The sequence below is a fragment of the Pseudomonas sp. B21_DOA genome (assembly GCA_030544685.1).
GTDB classification, from domain to species: Bacteria; Pseudomonadota; Gammaproteobacteria; order Pseudomonadales; family Pseudomonadaceae; genus Aquipseudomonas; species Aquipseudomonas fluorescens_AO.
In genome coordinates, this window is record CP086683.1 from 245673 (window position 1) to 264412 (window position 18740).

20 protein-coding genes and 4 pseudogenes are annotated in these 18740 nt (G+C 61.8%); 9 read left to right on the forward strand and 15 right to left on the reverse strand.

The window, feature by feature from the left end; translation table 11 throughout:
* Nucleotides 1–26: 26 nt before the first annotated feature.
* From LJU32_01155 to nrdR, 12 genes are all read right to left on the reverse strand, one after another.
* Nucleotides 27–827, reverse strand: coding sequence for a cobalamin-binding protein (locus LJU32_01155; protein WKV89140.1), 801 nt, complete (start codon nucleotides 825–827; stop codon nucleotides 27–29).
* Nucleotides 827–1246: an MFS transporter gene (locus LJU32_01160; protein ID WKV89141.1), complete on the reverse strand. Its 420-nt coding sequence runs from the start codon at nucleotides 1244–1246 to the stop codon at nucleotides 827–829. Before LJU32_01160 ends, LJU32_01155 begins: the two co-directional genes overlap by 1 nt.
* Nucleotides 1243–1860 (reverse strand): GTP cyclohydrolase II, encoded by a 618-nt coding sequence (ribA, locus tag LJU32_01165; protein ID WKV89142.1) that lies wholly within the window; start codon nucleotides 1858–1860, stop codon nucleotides 1243–1245. The genes LJU32_01160 and ribA overlap by 4 nt, the downstream gene beginning before the upstream one ends.
* 144 nt (nucleotides 1861–2004) lie before the next feature.
* The gene (locus tag LJU32_01170; GenBank protein WKV89143.1) at nucleotides 2005–2742 is read right to left on the reverse strand and encodes a transporter substrate-binding domain-containing protein; all 738 of its coding nucleotides are present in this window, start codon (nucleotides 2740–2742) and stop codon (nucleotides 2005–2007) included.
* Between the two features lie 25 nt (nucleotides 2743–2767).
* Complete coding sequence (locus LJU32_01175; protein WKV89144.1) at nucleotides 2768–3271, reverse strand: phosphatidylglycerophosphatase A; 504 nt, start codon at nucleotides 3269–3271, stop codon at nucleotides 2768–2770.
* Nucleotides 3268–4233, reverse strand: a complete 966-nt coding sequence (gene thiL, locus LJU32_01180) for a thiamine-phosphate kinase (GenBank protein WKV89145.1) — start codon at nucleotides 4231–4233, stop codon at nucleotides 3268–3270. The genes LJU32_01175 and thiL overlap by 4 nt, the downstream gene beginning before the upstream one ends.
* 27 nt (nucleotides 4234–4260) lie before the next feature.
* Nucleotides 4261–4761 (reverse strand): transcription antitermination factor NusB, encoded by a 501-nt coding sequence (gene nusB, locus LJU32_01185; GenBank protein ID WKV89146.1) that lies wholly within the window; start codon nucleotides 4759–4761, stop codon nucleotides 4261–4263.
* Nucleotides 4758–5234: a 6,7-dimethyl-8-ribityllumazine synthase gene (gene ribE, locus LJU32_01190; protein WKV89147.1), complete on the reverse strand. Its 477-nt coding sequence runs from the start codon at nucleotides 5232–5234 to the stop codon at nucleotides 4758–4760. The genes nusB and ribE overlap by 4 nt, the downstream gene beginning before the upstream one ends.
* Before the next feature lie 90 nt (nucleotides 5235–5324).
* Entirely contained in the window at nucleotides 5325–6416 is a 1092-nt protein-coding gene (locus tag LJU32_01195) for a bifunctional 3,4-dihydroxy-2-butanone-4-phosphate synthase/GTP cyclohydrolase II (GenBank protein ID WKV89148.1), read from the reverse strand.
* A gap of 20 nt (nucleotides 6417–6436) precedes the next feature.
* Nucleotides 6437–7099 (reverse strand): riboflavin synthase, encoded by a 663-nt coding sequence (locus LJU32_01200; protein ID WKV89149.1) that lies wholly within the window; start codon nucleotides 7097–7099, stop codon nucleotides 6437–6439.
* Between the two features lie 47 nt (nucleotides 7100–7146).
* Complete coding sequence (ribD, locus tag LJU32_01205) at nucleotides 7147–8280, reverse strand: bifunctional diaminohydroxyphosphoribosylaminopyrimidine deaminase/5-amino-6-(5-phosphoribosylamino)uracil reductase RibD (GenBank protein WKV89150.1); 1134 nt, start codon at nucleotides 8278–8280, stop codon at nucleotides 7147–7149.
* The gene (gene nrdR, locus LJU32_01210; protein ID WKV89151.1) at nucleotides 8277–8741 is read right to left on the reverse strand and encodes a transcriptional regulator NrdR; all 465 of its coding nucleotides are present in this window, start codon (nucleotides 8739–8741) and stop codon (nucleotides 8277–8279) included. Before nrdR ends, ribD begins: the two co-directional genes overlap by 4 nt.
* A gap of 128 nt (nucleotides 8742–8869) precedes the next feature.
* Here nrdR and LJU32_01215 point away from each other — a divergent pair.
* The 3 genes and pseudogenes from LJU32_01215 (at nucleotide 8870) to trxA (ending at nucleotide 11056) form a co-directional block, all read left to right on the forward strand.
* A pseudogene (locus LJU32_01215) lies at nucleotides 8870–9332 on the forward strand (YbaY family lipoprotein).
* Nucleotides 9329–9981 (forward strand): annotated as a pseudogene (locus LJU32_01220) (50S ribosomal protein L11 methyltransferase). Before LJU32_01215 ends, LJU32_01220 begins: the two co-directional pseudogenes overlap by 4 nt.
* A gap of 202 nt (nucleotides 9982–10183) precedes the next feature.
* Nucleotides 10184–11056 (forward strand): thioredoxin, encoded by an 873-nt coding sequence (gene trxA / locus LJU32_01225; protein WKV89152.1) that lies wholly within the window; start codon nucleotides 10184–10186, stop codon nucleotides 11054–11056.
* A gap of 111 nt (nucleotides 11057–11167) precedes the next feature.
* Here trxA and LJU32_01230 read toward each other — a convergent pair whose 3' ends face one another.
* Nucleotides 11168–11527 (reverse strand): hypothetical protein, encoded by a 360-nt coding sequence (locus LJU32_01230; GenBank protein ID WKV89153.1) that lies wholly within the window; start codon nucleotides 11525–11527, stop codon nucleotides 11168–11170.
* A 128-nt stretch (nucleotides 11528–11655) separates the two neighbouring features.
* Here LJU32_01230 and LJU32_01235 point away from each other — a divergent pair, with 128 nt between their 5' ends.
* From LJU32_01235 to LJU32_01260, 6 genes and pseudogenes are all read left to right on the forward strand, one after another.
* Nucleotides 11656–12222, forward strand: coding sequence for a hypothetical protein (locus tag LJU32_01235; GenBank protein WKV89154.1), 567 nt, complete (start codon nucleotides 11656–11658; stop codon nucleotides 12220–12222).
* 153 nt (nucleotides 12223–12375) lie between these two features.
* Complete coding sequence (locus LJU32_01240) at nucleotides 12376–12969, forward strand: DUF2796 domain-containing protein (protein WKV89155.1); 594 nt, start codon at nucleotides 12376–12378, stop codon at nucleotides 12967–12969.
* A 138-nt stretch (nucleotides 12970–13107) separates the two neighbouring features.
* The gene (locus tag LJU32_01245) at nucleotides 13108–13818 is read left to right on the forward strand and encodes an ABC transporter ATP-binding protein (protein WKV89156.1); all 711 of its coding nucleotides are present in this window, start codon (nucleotides 13108–13110) and stop codon (nucleotides 13816–13818) included.
* A gap of 1 nt (nucleotide 13819) precedes the next feature.
* Nucleotides 13820–15084, forward strand: a pseudogene (locus tag LJU32_01250) (ABC transporter permease).
* Nucleotides 15085–15095: 11 nt separating this feature from the next.
* Entirely contained in the window at nucleotides 15096–15614 is a 519-nt protein-coding gene (locus LJU32_01255; GenBank protein ID WKV89157.1) for a DUF3299 domain-containing protein, read from the forward strand.
* A 245-nt stretch (nucleotides 15615–15859) separates the two neighbouring features.
* Nucleotides 15860–16558, forward strand: a complete 699-nt coding sequence (locus LJU32_01260) for an outer membrane beta-barrel protein (protein ID WKV89158.1) — start codon at nucleotides 15860–15862, stop codon at nucleotides 16556–16558.
* A 182-nt stretch (nucleotides 16559–16740) separates the two neighbouring features.
* On the opposite strand, the gene LJU32_01265 is transcribed toward LJU32_01260, so the two are convergent.
* On the reverse strand, nucleotides 16741–17673 hold the full coding sequence (locus tag LJU32_01265; GenBank protein WKV89159.1) for an NAD-dependent epimerase/dehydratase family protein: 933 nt from the start codon (nucleotides 17671–17673) through the stop codon (nucleotides 16741–16743).
* Nucleotides 17666–18549 (reverse strand): annotated as a pseudogene (locus LJU32_01270) (NAD(P)-dependent oxidoreductase). The gene LJU32_01265 and the pseudogene LJU32_01270 overlap by 8 nt, the downstream one beginning before the upstream one ends.
* Between the last annotated feature and the right edge of the window lie 191 nt (nucleotides 18550–18740).

Below are 18740 nucleotides of genomic sequence, written 5' to 3' on the forward strand. Positions count from 1 at the left end.
TGCTCGCGAATACAAGCACCACGGTTTCAACGGTCGGGCGCGATCGATTGGCAAAGCTTGGCGGTGGCGCTGATCATCTGCCCGCTCGGTCGCTCGAGGCCTTTGTCAGTGACCAATAGCAGTCTCCCCTGCCTGACTGCTGCCACCTGCGGCCATGCCTTCCACGCTTCAAGCTGCGCCTGATCACCGGCGACAATCGTCTCGGGATCACGCTGCAATACTGCCTCGATACTCACCTGCGGCGCTGGCAGATTCAGGTCGGCAAACACATTGCGCGCACCGCACACCTCAAGCGCATCGCTGATGATCTGCCCGCCACCGACGGTATACAGCGGCTTGTCCCAGACCTGATAGAACACCCGCAGCGGTTCATCACGACGATAACGCTGGCGCAGATCATTCAGCTGCTTGCGCAATTCGGCCGCTCGTTCCGCCCCACGTTCAGGACGCCCGAGCTGTTCGGCAATGGCTTCGATCTGCGCGGCGAGTTGCGTCAAAGTGTGCGGTTCGGCGACGAAGGTGGGAATGTTCAGGCGCTTGAGCTGATCACGCTGCCCCGCGCCAACACTTCCGGGCCAGAGCAACAACAAATCCGGTTTCAGGCTAAGCAAGCGCTCCATATCGAGCTGGCCATAGCGGCCTACTGATGGAACATCGGCAATCGCCGCCGGCCGCTCGCCGGCATCCAGCACGCCGACCAGCAGGTCGGCGGAATCCAGCTCAACGACGATTTCAGACAGCGACGGGGCGAGGCTGACCACCCGCAATGCAGCCAGCGCCGGGCTGCTCAGGGCGAGCAGCAGAAGCGCCAGCCACAGGCGAGGCATCAACCGAGTTGACGCGGAATACGGTAGAGGTAGAACAGCACGGCGGTGGACAGCGCCAGCAGCATCAACGGCACGGCTTCGAGGCCGATGAACACCGCCAGTGCGCCAATCCAGGCCGGCAAAGACGCCACCAGCAACGCCGCACGCCGACGCGCCGCAAGGGCGATCCAGGCAGCGGGTTCATCGGCGGTATCGAGGGCTTTTTGCGTGGCAATCAGTGCATGTTTGTAACGTGAGAAATACTTCAGGCTGACAAACATCGAGGCAACGCCGGCGATGAACAAAGGCATTGCCAGCACTGGCAACAGGCCCTGACCTTCACCGAACAACGCGTTGAGCACGAACAGCGGCAACAGCGCCAGCGCCAGGTATTGCCACCAGGCCACCGCCAACCGCCGCCGTACCTGGCCGCGGGTCACGCGCGGTCGACCTCGCCCTGATGTTCGTTGCCCATCATGTGGTCGAGCTTGCTGGCCTTGGTCGCCAAGTAGAGTTTGTTGTGCGGATTGTGCCCGGTGTGCAGCGGCACGCGCTCGGCGACGACGATGCCCATGTCGGTCAGCGCTTTGACCTTGCGCGGGTTGTTGGTCATCAGGCGCAGGGATTTCACGCCCAGATGTTCGAGCATCGGCAGGCACATGGCGTAGTCGCGCTGATCGGCGGCGAAGCCCAGACGTTCGTTGGCTTCCACGGTGTCGGCGCCGCCGTCCTGCAACTCGTAAGCGCGGATCTTGTTCAACAAACCGATGCCGCGCCCTTCCTGACGCAGGTACAGCAGCACGCCACGGCCTTCGCGGGCAATCGCCTGCAACGCGGCTTCCAGTTGCGAGCCGCAGTCGCAGCGCTGGCTGAACAAGGCATCACCGGTCAGGCATTCGGAATGCAGGCGACCGAGTACCGGGGCGCCGTCGGCAATTTCACCGAGGCTGAGCACGACGTGCTCACGCCCGGTGCTCTCATCGAGAAAGCCGTGCATGGTGAATTGCGCAAAAGGCGTTGGCAGCTTGGAAGCGGCGACGAAGACGACAGGCACCGATGTGCTCCTGATCTAGAAGACTGAAAATTCGCAGGCCGGCATTGTAACAGCAGGTTCCTGTAGACGCTTAGGCTGAATTATCGGGCATAACCATCAAAAAGTTTGATGACAGTTGCCATGCGCTCCCACAGGACATTGTGATCATTTTGGATCAAACGGATACGGCTGCTGCCACTTCTCGAAGACCGGCTTCAACTCTCCGCTCTTGACCAGCTCCGCCATGCGCCGGTCATACAGCGCCATCAACGCGCGAGCCTGTGGGGTATCGGCGAAACCGAGAAACAGCGGCAACTCAGCCAGATGCGAATAGCGATACTGCGCTGGATCCGCGGCATCGCGCACGACCGCTTCAATCTCGGTCAGCGCATCGATGTAGTAATCCGCCCGGCCCTGCTTGAGCATCAGCAGAATGCCGGTACGTCGTTCGATCTGGTTGAAGCGCTGGATGTTCGGCAAGTAGTTCTCGTAGCGGTAGCCGCGCACCCAGGCCAGACGATATTTGCCCAGGGTCGCCTGGGTCGGCGGCGGGCTGCTCGCCAGGCCCAGCGCGTAGATGTGATCAGAATCGAACTTCGATTGCGGGTACAGCACATGCTCGGCTTCGTCGCGGTAGGAGCCGACCAGTGCGTCGACCTCCTTCAACTGCACCAGCCCGATCGAACGGGTGTACGGCACCGTGCGAATATCCAGCTTGACCCCGGCCGGCTCGAACACTTTGCGCAACACGTCCCAGGCCAGACCACGGCCATCGGCGGCGGTGTAATCCTCCCAGTCTTCGCTGGCCAGATGGATGACCGCAGGCACAGGCGCGGCGGCCTGCGCGTGGGCGAACGTGCCCAGCAGAGCCAGAAGCAGCAGGGCCAACCCGCGTCGCAGCATTGCGTGTTTCCTCACGTGAGTCGAATCAGGCGAATACCCAGACCAGCCCTTGCATCGCCAGCCAGGCGAACACACCGGCCAGCACGTCGTCGAGCATGATGCCGACGCCGCCATGCACGTGCTTGTCGATCCAGCGGATCGGCCACGGCTTGAGAATATCGAAGAAGCGGAATACCAGAAAACCCGCGAGCAACCAGTACCAGCCTGCCGGCACCAGCCACAGGGTGATCCACATGCCGACCATTTCGTCCCAGACAATGCCTTCGTGGTCGTGCACACGCAAATCGTCAGCGACTTTGCCGCACAGCCAGAAGCCGAACAGCATGGTGATGCCGAGCATCAGCCAGTAGCCCCAGTCGGGCAGCATCTGCCACAACGGAATGAACGGCAGCGCCACCAGCGAGCCCCACGTGCCCGGCGCCTTGGGCAGGGTGCCGGAGCCGAAGCCGAACGCGAGGAAATGCCAAGGATTGCGCCAGACCGACGGAGGCACGAATTCGGCAGGGACCTGTTTCGGGTGATCTGTCACGGTGTCTCCTGAAAATGTTGGTAGCCGCGAATCTGCGGAGTGATGTCGCGCCCGTCGCGGTCCAGCAGTACCACGCCCTGGCCAGACGCCACGCGCCCGATCACATGGATCGGCCAGCCGTCGGCCAGCAGTGCCGGCAACCCGGCGGACGGCAAGGTGAAGGCCAGTACGTAATCATCACCACCGCTCAATGCCGCACGCTCGGCACCGGGCTGACCGAGAAATGCGACTAAAGCATCCGACAACGGTACACGCTCGCGTTCAATCTCAAGTCGCACCTTCGACGCCAGCGCGATATGCCCGCAATCGGCGAGCAAACCGTCGGAGATGTCCAGCGCCGCTGTGGCTTTGCCCCGCAAGGCCTGACCGAGGGCCAGTTGCGGCTGTGGCGACCAGTAATGATCGAGCAGCGGCTGGGCGATTTCGGCCGCGGCGTCGTGTTGCCCCAGCACCAGCGGCAGCGCCCCGGCGGCGTTGCCCAATTCACCGCCGACACAAAGCAGGTCGCCCGGTCGCGCGCCGCTGCGGGTCAACGCCTGGCCAGCGGGTACGCGGCCGAACACGGTGACCGTCAGGCTCAACGGCCCGCGCGTGGTGTCGCCACCGACCAGCGCGACGCCGCAGCTTTGCGCCATGCGGTTCAAACCACGGGCATAGGCTTGCAGCCAATCGGCAGTTACCGTCGGCAAGGTCAAGGCAAGGGTAAAGGCAACGGGCGCGGCGCCCATGGCGGCCAGGTCACTGACCGCGACGGCCAGCGAGCGCTGACCGAGCAGAAACGGATCGCAGGGGTCGGCGAAATGCACACCGGCCACCAGCGTATCGGTGGAAACCGCCAGCTGCTCCCCAACGGGAACCGCCAGCAAGGCGCAGTCGTCGCCGATCCCCAGAGCAACGCCTTCGCCGCCCTGCGCACAAGGCGCGGCGGCGAAGAAATTGCGGATCAGCTCAAACTCGCCCATGGCCGAGAAAAAGTATTCAAGCGCCGATCAGCGCTTGAACGCCTTCACTTCAGCTTCACGCAGGCGCGGGGCCAGCTTGTCGAGCACACCGTTGACGAACTTGTGGCCGTCGGTCGAACCGAACACCTTGGCCAGTTCGATACCTTCGTTGATCACAACGCGGTACGGCACGTCGACGCGCTTGAGCAGTTCCCAGGTCGACAGGCGCAGAACCGCCAGTTCAACCGGGTCGAGCTCTTCGATCGCCAGATCCAGGCACGGCGTCAGGGCGGTGTCGATTTCGGTCTTGAACTGCGGAACCCCGTGAAGGATTTCACGGAAGTAGGCGCCGTCGACATCGGTGAAATCGTTATCAACGCGAAACTGCGCTTCGATCTCGTTCAGCGATTGCCGGGCCATGTGCCACTGGTACAGCGCTTGAGTCGCGAGCTGACGGGCTTCACGACGCTTGGCGCTCTTCGACGGCTTGCCGGCATCCGCAGGTTTCGGATCGCGCGGGTTGAAACGATCGCTTTCGTCGCTAATCACTTGGCCTCCAACTGCGCCAGCAGGCTGACCATTTCCAGAGCGGACAGGGCAGCTTCGGCACCTTTGTTACCGGCCTTGGTGCCGGAACGTTCGATGGCTTGCTCGATGGAATCGACGGTCAGCACGCCGAAGGCGACCGGTACGCCGAATTCCATGGAGACCTGGGCCAGGCCTTTGGTGCACTCGCCAGCCACGTATTCGAAGTGCGGAGTACCGCCACGAATGACCGCGCCGAGGGCGATGATGGCTGCGAACTCGCCTTTCTGGGCAACTTTCTGCGCAACCAGCGGGATTTCGAAGGCGCCCGGTGCGCGGATGATGGTGATGTCGTTTTCGCTCACGCCGTGGCGAACCAGGGCATCAACGGCACCGCTGACCAGGCTTTCAACCACGAAGCTGTTGAAGCGGCCCACTACCAGAGCGTAGCGGCCTTTAGGGGCGATGAAGGTACCTTCGATGGTCTTCAGGGTCATTCGTCAGTTCTCTTAAAGAGCCGGGACGCGTCTGCTACGCGTCCCTCAGTGATTATTTGCCGCGAATTGGAGTCCGGAAACAGCCGGTCATTATTCGGAGGGCACGTATTCTACAACTTCCAGATCGAAACCGGATATCGCATTGAACTTCATCGGCGCCGACATCAAGCGCATTTTGCGCACGCCCAGGTCACGCAGTATCTGCGAGCCGGCCCCGACAATGCTGTAGGTGGTCGGCTTTTTCGGCGCTGCCTGCTCACCGGTTTCACGGATATGCGCCAGCAGCACGTCGCCATCGAGCGGGTGACCGAGCAGCAGCACCACACCGCTGCCGGCCTCGGCGACCGCAGCCATGGCGGCGCGCAGGCTCCAGCGACCGGGTTGCTTGACCATCAGCAGGTCGCGCAGCGGGTCCATGTTGTGCACGCGAACCAGCGTCGGCTCCTCAGCGCAGACAGTGCCCAGCGTCAGTGCCATGTGCACGTCGCCTTCCACCGAATCACGATAGGTCACCAGGTTGAATTGGCCCAGTTCGCTGTCCAGCGGCTGCTCGGCAATCCGCTGAACGGTACGTTCGTGGATCATCCGGTAGTGGATCAGGTCGGCGATGGTGCCGATCTTGATGTTGTGTTCGGCGGCGAATGCTTCGAGTTCAGCGCGACGGGACATGGTGCCGTCGTCGTTCATCACTTCGCAGATCACTCCGCTCGGCTCGAAACCGGCCATGCGCGCCAGGTCGCAAGCGGCTTCGGTGTGGCCGGCGCGAGCGAGGGTGCCGCCGGCCTGGGCCATCAGCGGGAAAATGTGGCCCGGACTGACGATATCTTCAGCCTTGGCGTCCTTGGCCGCAGCCGCTTGCACGGTGCGCGCACGGTCAGCGGCGGAGATGCCGGTGGTCACGCCTTCGGCAGCTTCGATCGAAACGGTGAACTTGGTGCCGAAACCGGAACCGTTGCGCGGCGCCATCAGGGGCAGCTTCAACAGTTCGCAGCGCTCGCGGCTCATCGGCATGCAGATCAGGCCACGGGCGTGCTTGGCCATGAAGTTGATGTGTTCGGCCTGGCAGCATTCGGCGGCCATGATCAGGTCGCCTTCGTTCTCGCGGTCTTCGTCATCCATGAGGATGACCATCTTGCCTTGGCGGATGTCTTCAACCAGTTCTTCGATGCTATTGAGCGCCACAAGGCACCCCTTCTTTTGAATTATTTAAGGTAGCCGTTTTGGGCCAGAAAGCTTTCGGTGATCGTGCTGCCGGCAGTCTTCTCGGCGGCCTTGTCACCCAGCAGCAGACGCTCCAGATAACGCGCCAGCAGGTCGACTTCCAGATTTACCCGGCGGCCCGGCTTGTACGCAGCCATGATGGTTTCGCTGAGGGTATGCGGAATGATCGTCAGCATGAATTCGGCGCCATCGACTTCGTTCACGGTCAGGCTGGTGCCATCGACGGTGATCGAGCCCTTGTGGGCGATGTACTTGGCCAGCTCTTTCGGCGCACGGATGCGAAATTCCACGGCGCGGGCATTGTCGCTGCGCGATACCACTTCGCCGACACCATCGACATGACCGCTGACCAGATGCCCGCCGAGGCGAGTGGTCGGGGTCAGGGCTTTTTCCAGATTGACCGGGCTGCCGCTTTTCAGGTCATTCATGGCGGTGCAATCAAGGGTTTCGCGGCTGACGTCGGCGGCAAAGCCGTCGCCCGGCAATTCGACGGCGGTCAGGCAAACGCCGTTGACCGCGATGCTGTCGCCGAGTTTGACGTCGCTCAGGTCGAGCTTGCCGGTTGCGACGTGAACCCGCACATCACCACCCTTTGGGGTCAGTGCGCGGATACTGCCGATGGATTCGATGATGCCGGTGAACATGCGGTTCTCCTTGAGAACGAGGCCAGCGCTAACGCGATGGCCGGGAATTATACGCGGGCTGCAGGGACAGGGATCGCAGTGACTCGCCAGTCATCGCCCACCGCGCGGATTTCAGTGATTTTCAGTTCCGGCGCATCTTTCATCTGCGCCAGCGGCCAGTCGAGCAGCGGACGCGCCGTGGAGCCGAGAAACTTGCCGGCAATGAAGATCACGAATTCGTCGACCAGCCCCAGTTGCGCAAAGGCTCCGGCCAGACGCGGGCCTGCCTCGATCAGCACCTCGTTGGTGCCACGATGAGCCAGTTCGATGAGTAATTGACGCAGATCGACCTGGCCGTCGTCACCCGGCACGATCAGGCATTCCGGGCCATTGGCGTATTGCTCTTCGACCGCGACACAGGTGGCGACCAGCGCCGGCCCGGCCTTGAAAAACGGTGCATCCAGCGGCACCCGCAGACGGCCGTCGATCAACACCCGCAGTGGCGGGCGACTCATGGCCAGCGCGGTTTGCTCGCCGTCCAGACCAAGCTCGTCCGCGCGTACGGTCAAGCGTGCGCCATCGGCCAGCACCGTGTCGGCGCCGGTCAGCACCACAGCCGCCTCAGCGCGCAAACGCTGTACCGCAGAACGCGCCGCCGGGCCGGTGATCCACTGGCTCTCGCCGCTTTCCATCGCTGTGCGGCCGTCGAGACTCATGGCCAGCTTGACCCGCACGAATGGCAAGCCATGCTCCATGCGTTTCAGAAAACCTTGATTGAGCTTGCGCGCTTCAGCCTCCAGCACACCACTTTCGGTGGCAATACCGGCCTCAGCCAGGCGCTGCAAACCGCGCCCGGCGACTTGCGGATTGGGATCACGCATCGCCGCCACGACGCGGGCAACGCCAGCGGTCACCAAGGCATCGGCGCACGGCGGCGTGCGCCCGTGATGGCTGCAAGGCTCGAGGGTCACGTACGCCGTGGCGCCCCGGGCCTGCTCGCCGGCGGCACGCAAGGCGTGGACTTCGGCATGGGGTTCGCCGGCGCGCTCATGCCAGCCTTCGCCGACAATCTGGCCGTCACGCACCACCACGCAACCGACTCGTGGATTGGGATGGGTGGTGTAGTGGCCCTTGCGCGCCAGTTCCAGCGCACGGGCCATGAAATGCGCGTCGAGGATCGCCTGCTCGGCGGCGGTGGTCATTCTTTCACCGGTTCGCGGGCGAGGCGGTCGATCTCTTCGCGGAATTCATTGAGGTCCTGGAAGCGTTTGTACACCGAAGCGAAGCGGATGTAGGCGACTTCATCAAGCTTTTGCAGCTCGGCCATCACCAGTTCGCCGACCACGAGGGACTTGACCTCGCGTTCGCCGGTGGCGCGCAGCTTGTGCTTGATGTGAACCAGAGAGGATTCGAGGCGCTCGACGCTGACCGGACGTTTCTCCAGCGCGCGTTGCATGCCGGCGCGGAGTTTTTCTTCGTCGAACGGTTGGCGGCTGCCGTCGGTTTTGATCAGGCGCGGCAACACCAGTTCGGCCGTCTCGAACGTCGTGAAACGTTCGCCGCAGGCCAGGCATTCACGCCGGCGGCGCACCTGTTCGCCCTCGGCGACCAGACGCGAGTCGATGACCTTGGTGTCGTTGGCACCGCAGAAGGGACAGTGCATGGTGGCTGGCAACAAAAAATGGGAGGGCCATGGTAGCGCATCCCCGTGGCAAGACAAGCCATAGGCTTTGCGGTATACAGAACGGCATGATCGTCTGATCCATGGAATTCATTCTGCCGGAGCCTCCAATGCCGTTACGTCCGCTCGTTCTGCTCAGTCTTTTCAGCCTGCTGGTGGCCTGTGGCAGCGACGCACCCAAGCCGCAACCGCCAACCCCGGGCCCCGCCCGCAGCAGGCGCAGAAAAAGCCAAAGAGGCCGCCGAACTGGGCCCGCTGCCCGCGCATCAGCGCGAACTGAGCGGCACCCTGCAAGGCGTGCCGGCCGGCGCCGAAGTCGAACTGGCGCTGCTGGTGATCGACGAAAAGGATCGCCCGCAACAATTGCTCGCCAGTTCCAGTCTGATCGGCAACAACCAGGTCCTGCCGTTTCACCTGCGCTTCAACCCCGAGGCATTTCCGGCCGGCGCACGGGTTGAGCTGCGCGGTCGCGCCAGCCAGTCCGGGCAGCTGATCCTGCACCTGCCGTCGCAGACCATCACGCAACCAACCACTCAGGCGTTGGGCCAGCTGCAATTCATCAAAGCGCCATGAAGGCACCGCTCGACCTGCAGCAGGCCTTGGGGAATTGCTCGGCGACGCCAGACTGAAAGCCTGCGCGTTGCCCGGCACTGATTTGCAGCTGTGGTTGATCGACGGCGACAACATGGCCCGCGAATTCAGCCAGGAAGAAACCCAGCGCATCCTGCATGAACCGCCCTATTGGAGTTTTTGCTGGGCCAGCGGCTTGGCCGTGGCGCGTTATCTGGCGCAGTTTCCCGACTGGGTGCGCGGCAAGCGCGTGCTGGATTTCGGTGCTGGTTCCGGGATCGCCGGCATCGCGGCGGTGAAGGCCGGAGCGGTGGAAGTGGTGGCCTGCGATCTCGATCCGCTGGCGATCGCCGCGTGCAAGGCGAACGCCGAGCTCAACGATGTGCAGATGAGCTATTCGACGGATTTCTTTGCCGAGGCCGATCGCTTCGATCTGATTCTGGTTGCCGACGTGTTGTACGACCGGGCGAACTTGCCGCTGCTCGACGCGTTTCTCAGTCGCGGACGCGAGGCGCTGGTGGCGGATTCACGGGTGCGGGATTTTCGTCATCCGTTGTATGAGCGAATTGAAATGCTCGAGGCGATGACCTTGCCGGATCTGGCCGAGCCTGAGGAATTCAGACATGTCAGCCTCTACCATGCACGGCGCTAGCTAAAGCTTCGCGGGCAAGCCCGCTCCCACAGGGTCTGAAGTCGTCCGCAGATTTTGCGTAATACCCAAAACACTGTGGGAGCGGGCTTGCCCGCGATAGCGTCCTTCCAGGCGACACATATCTCAAAACCCGCCCCGCTTCCGGCCACCCCCACCAAGCCGTATAGTTGCTCCATTCCAAGCTTCTTCGACGAGATCCCCCATGAGTCAGCAAACGCCGTACATCTTCGACGCCACGACTGCCGATTTCGACCAGTCGGTGATCGAAGCCTCCTTCAACAAACCGGTGCTGGTGGATTTCTGGGCCGAATGGTGTGCGCCCTGCAAGGCGTTGATGCCGATGTTGCAAGGCATTGCCGAGAGCTATCAGGGCGAGTTGCTGCTGGCCAAGGTCAACTGCGACATCGAGCAGGACATCGTCGCCCGCTTCGGCATTCGCAGCCTGCCGACCGTGGTGCTGTTCAAGGACGGTCAGCCGGTCGATGGCTTTGCCGGGGCACAACCGGAATCCGCCGTGCGCGCCCTGCTGGAACCGCATGTGCAGATGCCGCCACCGGCCGCTGCCGACCCGTTCGAACAGGCCCAAGCGATGTTCGACGAAGGTCACTTCGCCGAGGCGGAAGCGGTGCTGGTGACCATTCTCAATGAAGACAATACCAACGCCAAAGCGCTGATCCTTTACGCACGCTGCCTGACCGAACGCGGTGAGCTGGGCGAAGCGCAAACCGTGCTCGACGCGGTCAAGAGCGATGAGCACAAAGCCGCACTCGCCGGGGCCAAGGCGCAGATCCAGTTCCTCGGCCTCGCCCGCGACCTGCCGGACGCCGCCGACCTGAAGAGCCGCCTGGCGCAAAATCCGCAGGACGATGAAGCGGTGTATCAACTGGCGATCCAGCAACTGGCACGCCAGCAATACGAAGCGGCGCTGGACGCCCTGCTCAAACTGTTCATCCGCAACCGCAGCTACGGTGAAGGCCTGCCGCACAAGACCTTGCTGCAGGTGTTCGAACTGCTGGGCAATGATCATCCGCTGGTGACGGTGTATCGCCGCAAGATGTTTGCTGCGCTTTATTGAGAGCAAAAGATCGCAGGATGCCGCAGCTCCTACATCGGATCGGGTTCACCGCGTTTTTGTGGATGAACGCTGATTCGGTAGGAGCTGCCGAAGGCTGCGATCTTTAGCGGTTCACCCGATCCAGCTATAGAGCGGGGTATCCCCGCCGCTCGCCACTTTCACATCGGCACTGTGGCGCAAACGCACGAGCAAACGCTTGCCCGCCGCCGCACTACCGGTGAGCGCCTCCAACTGATCGAGCAGATCCGGCCCGCTAAGTTGCCCGGCGTTGCGCAACAAGTCTTTAGCCACCTGCCACAGCGCATCGTCCTGACTCACTGGCTTCGCCGCCGGAGCCGGCGCAACCGCCTCAGACTGCGCAATCGGCGCCTGCCCGCTTAGCGCGGAACCCAGCCTCGCCCAATCGCTGTCATCCAGCTCCACCGTCAAATCCACCGGCACCTCGCCGACCGTTCCGCGTATCCGCAACATCGAGTTCGCTCCTGCACTTTTCTGACCTGCATGCTCCCATGGGACTTGTGCAACGCCAAGTAAAGTCGTCCAGTGTGGCGGTTATCGGGCATTCATCTACAGTGTTCTTTTTCTCACAGCACCATGTAATGAAACGCCCTTATTCGCTCCTCCTCATAATTCCGTTTTTGCTCATCGTGGCATGGCGCATCTGGTTGCCTGCCGATCTTTCGGCTTGTCCCGCTGACGGGGAAACTGGAGGTCCACTGACCCTTGTTATTCGTGATTACTTTGAGCGCAATAGCCGGACCGACTGGCGAGACATGGATGATCGTTTCGACATACTTTCAACCCCCGAAGGCCAGAGCATAGCGAGTCAACCGAATTCACACACTTGCGAAGCATTGCGGGTACTGCAGAGTCCGGCGTTCAGTCAGAGTGAAAAAATCTTCACCATCGCACTGATGTTCAGACTGCCAATCGACCAGTACATGGCCCTGATGGATCGCAGTCATCAACTCTACACGCAGGGCAAAATGGATAAGGAGGTGCTGACTCTGGTGGTATTTCCGCGCGGAACAGCCATCAACTACTGGTGGCTTCCGGCTTGGCGACAGCGTTTCAGTCGCGATGCCCCGAGCGTGCTCGACGCAAATCTGATCAACGATGTTCTTTCGGGACACTATTGGTTCGACTATCCCGGCGCAGGCTTCTGATTCTGCAAGCATGACATCCAATCCCAGCACCGCCCGCGAACTCATCCCGGGCGGTGCTTAGCCATGTCTTGCGCAATCTCAAACGCACGGGCACACTCTGCGCACTTTCGTTATAAGATTACATAACAAACTTTTCATTTTTCGGAGTTCGTCATGCGTCGTTTGCTGCTTGCTTTGCCATTTGCCCTGTTGCCGCTGGCCGCTGCCCATGCGGTGGATGAGCACGATCACGATCATGAGCATGGCAGCCTCGGTGCGCATGAGCATGGTGTGGGCCGGCTGAACGCCGCGCTCGACGGGCAAACCCTGGAGCTGGAGCTGGAAAGCCCGGCGATGAATCTGGTAGGTTTTGAACACGCGGCCACGTCGGACGCCGACAAGGCCAAAGTCGCTGCCGCTCGCGCGCAGCTGGAAAAACCATTGGCCCTGTTCAGTCTGCCCGCTGCGGCCGGTTGCAAAGTGGTCAGCCAGGAACTGGAAAGCCCGCTGTTCGGCGACAAGCCGGACGCCGATGATCACGACGAAGATGAGGCAGACAAGGACGGTCACGAGCATCACCACGACCACAGCGAGATCCATGCGCATTACCAATTCAGCTGCGCCACACCGGGGGCGCTGAACACGCTGGATCTTGCGAACATCTTCAAGACCTTCCCGGCGACGCAGAAGATTCAGGTACAACTGATCAGCGCCAGCGGCCAGCAAGGTACCGAAGTGACGGCGAAATCGGCTGCACTGAAATTCTAGGATCCACCGAAATCCCTGTGGGAGCGAGCCTGCTCGCGAAGGCGGCGTGTCAGTTGACATGTGGGTGTCTGACCCAGCGCTTTCGCGAGCAGGCTCGCTGCCACAGGGTTATGTGTTCACTTCATGAAAATCGGTGCCATGACCCAAGCACTCATCGAACTTTCCGACCTTGGCTTCAACTGGCCCGGTCACCCGCCGCTGCTGGACATCCCGGCGTTTCGTCTGGAAGCCGGCGAAACCCTGTTTCTCAAAGGCCCCAGCGGCAGCGGCAAGACCACCCTGCTCGGCCTGCTCGGCGGAGTGCAGAAGCCCGGTCGCGGCAGCATTCGCCTCCTCGGCCAAGAGCTGACCGAACTCTCCGCTGGCGCCCGCGACACCTTCCGTGTCGATCACACCGGCTACATTTTCCAGCAATTCAACCTGCTGCCGTTTCTCTCGGTGCGCGAGAACGTTGAGTTGCCGTGTCACTTCTCGAAACTGCGTGCGCAACGGGCGAAACAGCGCCACGGCAGCGTCGATCAGGCCGCCGCCACCCTGCTCGCGCACTTGGGTCTGAAAGACGAAAGCATCCTCAGCCGCCGCGCCGACTCGCTGTCCATCGGCCAGCAACAACGGGTCGCTGCCGCCCGCGCGTTGATCGGCCAACCGGAACTGGTGATCGCCGACGAGCCGACCTCGGCACTGGATTACGACGCCCGCGAGAACTTCATTCGCCTGCTGTTTGCCGAGTGCCGCGAGGCCGGATCGAGTCTGTTGTTCGTCAGCCATGACCAGAGCCTGGCGCCGCTGTTCGACCGTCATCTGTCCCTGGCCGAACTCAATCGCGCCGCCACGTCCGCCGAGGTCTGAGATGTATCTGTTTCGTCTGGCCATGGCCAGCCTGGCCAACCGCCGCTTCACTGCATTGCTCACTGCTTTCGCCATTGCTCTTTCGGTGTGCCTGCTGCTCGCCGTCGAGCGCGTGCGCACCGAAGCCAAGGCCAGTTTCGCCAGCACCATCAGCGGCACGGACCTGATCGTCGGTGCCCGCTCCGGCTCGGTGAACCTGCTGCTGTATTCGGTGTTCCGCATCGGCAACGCTACCAACAACATTCGCTGGGACAGCTTCGAACACTTCGCCAACAATCCGAAAGTGAAGTGGGCAATCCCGATGTCCCTCGGCGATTCCCATCGCGGCTATCGCGTGATGGGCACCACCGAAGCCTACTTCGAGCACTATCAATACGGGCGCCAGCAGCACTTGGCATTGGCCGACGGTCGCGCGTTCGCGACCGATCCTTTGAAGTGGTGCTCGGCGCCGAAGTCGCCGAAGCGCTGCACTACAAGCTCGGCGACAAACTGGTACTGGCCCACGGCGTGGCGGCGATCAGCCTGGTCAAGCACGACGACAAACCCTTCACCGTGGTCGGCATCCTCCAGCGCACCGGTACCCCGGTGGACCGCACGTTGCACATCAGCCTCGGCGGTATGGAGGCGATTCACATCGATTGGCACAACGGTGTGCCGGCGCGCGGCAATGGGCGGATCAGCGCTGATCAGGCGCGCAACATGGACCTCACGCCGCAAGCGATCACTGCGTTCATGCTCGGCCTCAACAGCAAGATTTCCACCTTTGCCCTGCAACGCGAGATCAACGAATACCGTGGCGAGCCGATGCTGGCGATCCTCCCGGGCGTGGCGTTGCAGGAATTGTGGAGCCTGATGAGCACCGCTGAAAAAGCGCTGTTCGTGGTTTCGCTGTTCGTCGTGCTGACCGGGTTGATCGGCATGCTCACAGCGATTCTCACCAGCCTCAACGAGCGCCGCCGCGAGATGGCAATTCTGCGTTCGGTAGGCGCACGGCCGTGGCACATCGCAAGCCTGCTGGTGCTGGAAGCGTTCGCCCTGGCGCTGACCGGGGTGATTGCCGGGCTGGCGTTGCTGTACGTCGGCATCGCCGCTGCGCAAGGGTACGTGCAGGCCAATTACGGTTTGTACCTGCCACTTGCATGGCCGAGCGAGTATGAATGGACGCTGCTCGGTGGCATTCTGGCGGCCGCGCTGCTGATGGGCAGCGTGCCGGCCTGGCGCGCGTATCGCCAATCATTGGCCGATGGCCTGTCGATCCGTTTATGAGGATGTTCACCATGCCCCGCGCCCTGCTTGCGCTGCTGATGCTGGTCGCCCTGCCCGTGTGGGCGGCGGCGCCGAAAGACCTGACCTGGTCGGAAATGATCCCGCCGGACGCCGCGCCGGAAGTACCCAACATGACCCCGCTGCACGATCTGTCGAAGATGGGCGACGCGCTTTCCGCCGAGTCCGCGCCAGCGGCGAAGCAGGACATGCCCAATGCCCCGGTAGTGAAGAGCCTTGACGGGCAGAACATTCGCCTGCCCGGCTACATCGTGCCGCTGGAAGTCAGCGAGGAGGGGCGCACCACCGACTTCTTGCTGGTGCCGTATTTCGGCGCCTGCATCCACGTACCGCCACCGCCGTCGAACCAGATCGTCCATGTCAAAAGCGAACTCGGTGTGAAGCTCGATGAGCTGTATCAGCCGTATTGGGTTGAAGGACCGTTGCAGGTGAAAGCCTCGAGCAGTGAACTGGCCGATGCCGGGTATCAGATGGAGGCGGAGAAGATTTATGCGTATGAACTGCCGGAGTAAATACCGGTGGTTTTGTGCTGTTTGCAATGCCCCCTTCGCGAGCAAGCTCGCTCCCACAGGTTTCGGTGGTGAACATAAATTTTGTGGTCGACTCGATCACTGTGGGAGTGAGCTTGCTCGCGAAGGGGCCGGCAAGTGTTCCACAAAACCCCGCCCCTTACTGTTTCATTGAGCTGAGTCAAAACACCGTATCAGACGGCTTCGTACCCTAGGACATCGAATTTTTATGTCCTTTCGGAGCCCCCATGAACAAGTCCTTGCTCAGCGCCCCGCTGTTTGCCCTCGCGCTCGCAGCCCCGCTCGCCCACGCCCACGAAGCCGGTGACATCCTCGTGCGCGCCGGTGCGATCACCGTCAACCCGAAGGCCGACAGCTCCAGCGTCAAGGTCGATCAGGGCCCGCTGAGCGGCACCAATCTGGGCGGCAAGGCGACCATGAGCAGCGACACCCAACTGGGTCTGAACTTCGCTTACATGCTCACCAACAACATCGGCATCGAACTGCTGGCAGCCACGCCGTTCGAGCATGATGTCAAGCTCAAGGGCACCGCGCTGCCCGCCGCCAACGGCAAGCTCGGCACCCTGAAGCACCTGCCGCCGACCCTCAGCGTCGTCTACTACCCGCTGGATTCAAAATCGGCTTTCCAGCCCTATGTCGGGGGCGGCATCAACTACACCTGGATCTACGACGAACACGTCGGCAGCGAAGCCAGCGCCAACGGTTTCAGCAACTTCAAGGCGAAAAACTCCTGGGGTCTGGCCTGGCAGGTCGGCGCGGACTACATGATCACCGACAACATCATGCTCAACGCCCAGGTGCGCTACATCGATATCGACACCCGCGCGACCGTCGAGAACAACGCCGTCGCACCGGGCACCCGTGCACGAGTGAATGTGGATGTCGATCCGTTCATCTACATGGTCGGCCTGGGCTATAAGTTCTAAGCTGACTTTGACCGAACGTTCACGTGGTGGTGAATGAGGCCTGGTGGCGGGCAGGCTCAGACCTGACGACGACCGTACGCAGTTGATCGGGGATAACATTCCCTCGCCACAGGGATATCGATATTCCGGCCGTGAAAAAGGCGCCTTATGAAGGGCGCCTTTTTCATGTCCGAAAGCTTGTTTCATCCGCGCCCGAGCAAGCGCGCCAAGCCCACACTCATCGGCGTCTGCGGCGGCATTTCGAAGCGCTGCAGCAAACGTCGGTTATCCGCTCGCGAGTGGCGGATATCACCTGAACGCGCCGGCCCGTAGCTCACGGGCGGCAGTTCACCGACCACTGATTTCAATGCTTCGAGCATCTGCTTCAGACTCATCGCCTGATTCCAACCGACGTTGACCGCACCTTCCTGCACTTCAGGCTTTTCAAGCGCCTGCACCAGCAAATCGACCAGATCACCGACATAAAGAAAATCCCGGGTCTGCTCGCCATCGCCAAACACGGTGATCGGTAAACCTTTCGACGCGCGTTCGCTGAAAATGCTGATCACCCCGGAATACGGCGAGGACGGATCCTGGCGTGGGCCGAAGATGTTGAAGAAGCGAAAAATTGCCGGTTCCAGGCCATGCTGGCGACGGTAGAAATCGAAATATTGTTCACCGGCCAGTTTGTCCGAGGCATACGGAGTCAATGGCGCCTTCGGCGTGTCTTCGTCGATCGACTCGCCCTCGCCATTGTTGCCGTACACCGCCGCGCTGGAGGCGTACACCACACGCTTGACCCCGGTCAGGCGCATGGCTTCGCAGACATTCAGGGTGCCGATGAAATTGCTCTGATGGGTTTTCACCGGATCGTCCACCGAGGCCTGCACCGAGGCCACCGCCGCCAGATGCGCAACAGCGCTGCAGCCTTGCATGGCGCGGGCGACCAATGCGGCATCAGCGACATCGCCGACCACCAGTTCGACCTTAGGATTGTCCAGCGGCAGATTGCTGCGTTTGCCGGTCGATAGGTCGTCGAGCACACGCACCGCATAGCCCTTGGCGAGCAAGGCATCGCTCAGGTGCGAGCCGATGAATCCGGCGCCGCCGGTGATTAGAACCGTTCCTTCAGCCATGTCGGTAGAACCTGTCCAATAAGCCTGGGAGGGCGGCACGCCACGCGCGCGGCTTGATCCCGAAAGTGTGGAGAATTTTCTTGCAGGCCAGCACCGCGTGCTGCGGTTCTTCGGCGGCGTCCGGGCGCGCGGCGTGGGCCTGCGCGGTCGGTGCTTCGATCGCTAGCGGATGCAGGCTGCGTGCTTCGGTGAGAATCGCCTGGCCCAGCGCCAGCGGTGTGGTCGCTTCATGGCCGGCGTAATGGTAAGTGCCCCACAGCGGCGCGGCGCAGTCGAGTTGCTTGAGCACGGAGATGATCACCCGTGCGGCGTCATCGACCGGAGTCGGATTACCGCGACGATCATCGGCCAGCAACAACTCTTCGGGTTTTTCCGCACGGGCGAGGAAGCGTCCGAGAGTGCCGTCCGCGCTGTCATCGAGCAGCCAGCCGAAACGCAGCAGCACATGCTGCGGGCAGGTCGCGCGCACACTTTGCTCGATGCGCCACAAGGCCTGACCGCGCAGGCCCAGCGGCACCGGTTCGTCTTTTTCGCTGTAGGCCGTAGCACGTGAACCGTCGAACACGCGATAGCTCGACGGCTGCACGAGGACAATGTTGTGGTGCTGGCACAGTTCGGCCAGACGCTCGATGGCGCGTTCCTGGCCGGTCATGCGGCTTTCGCTGACACTTTCGGCCTGGAACCAGTCGAAATAGTAGGCGAGGTTGATCAACGCATCGGGACGGGTGTCGTCGAGCAATTGGGTGAGGCTCGCGGCATCCCAGCCGTTTTCGGGCGGGCGGGGGCGAGGAAACCGATGTCTTCTTCCGCACCGAGGCGAATCAGCGCCTGCCCAAGGGCATTTCCGCCGCCCAGTAACATAAGGCGCATTCGCATAGAGTCAGCAGGCCCAGTCTGATTGGAACGATGGCTTTAGCGACGGATCTCGTGGAACCGTCGTCGATAATTGCCGGAATCGTTGCATTTTGCGGGTTTAGTGCGCAACCGTCATCCGTAAAGTGTAGATGCGGGGATTTGTATTGAGGCAACCGGCCTCATCGCTGGCAAGCCAGCTCCCACAGGTTTTG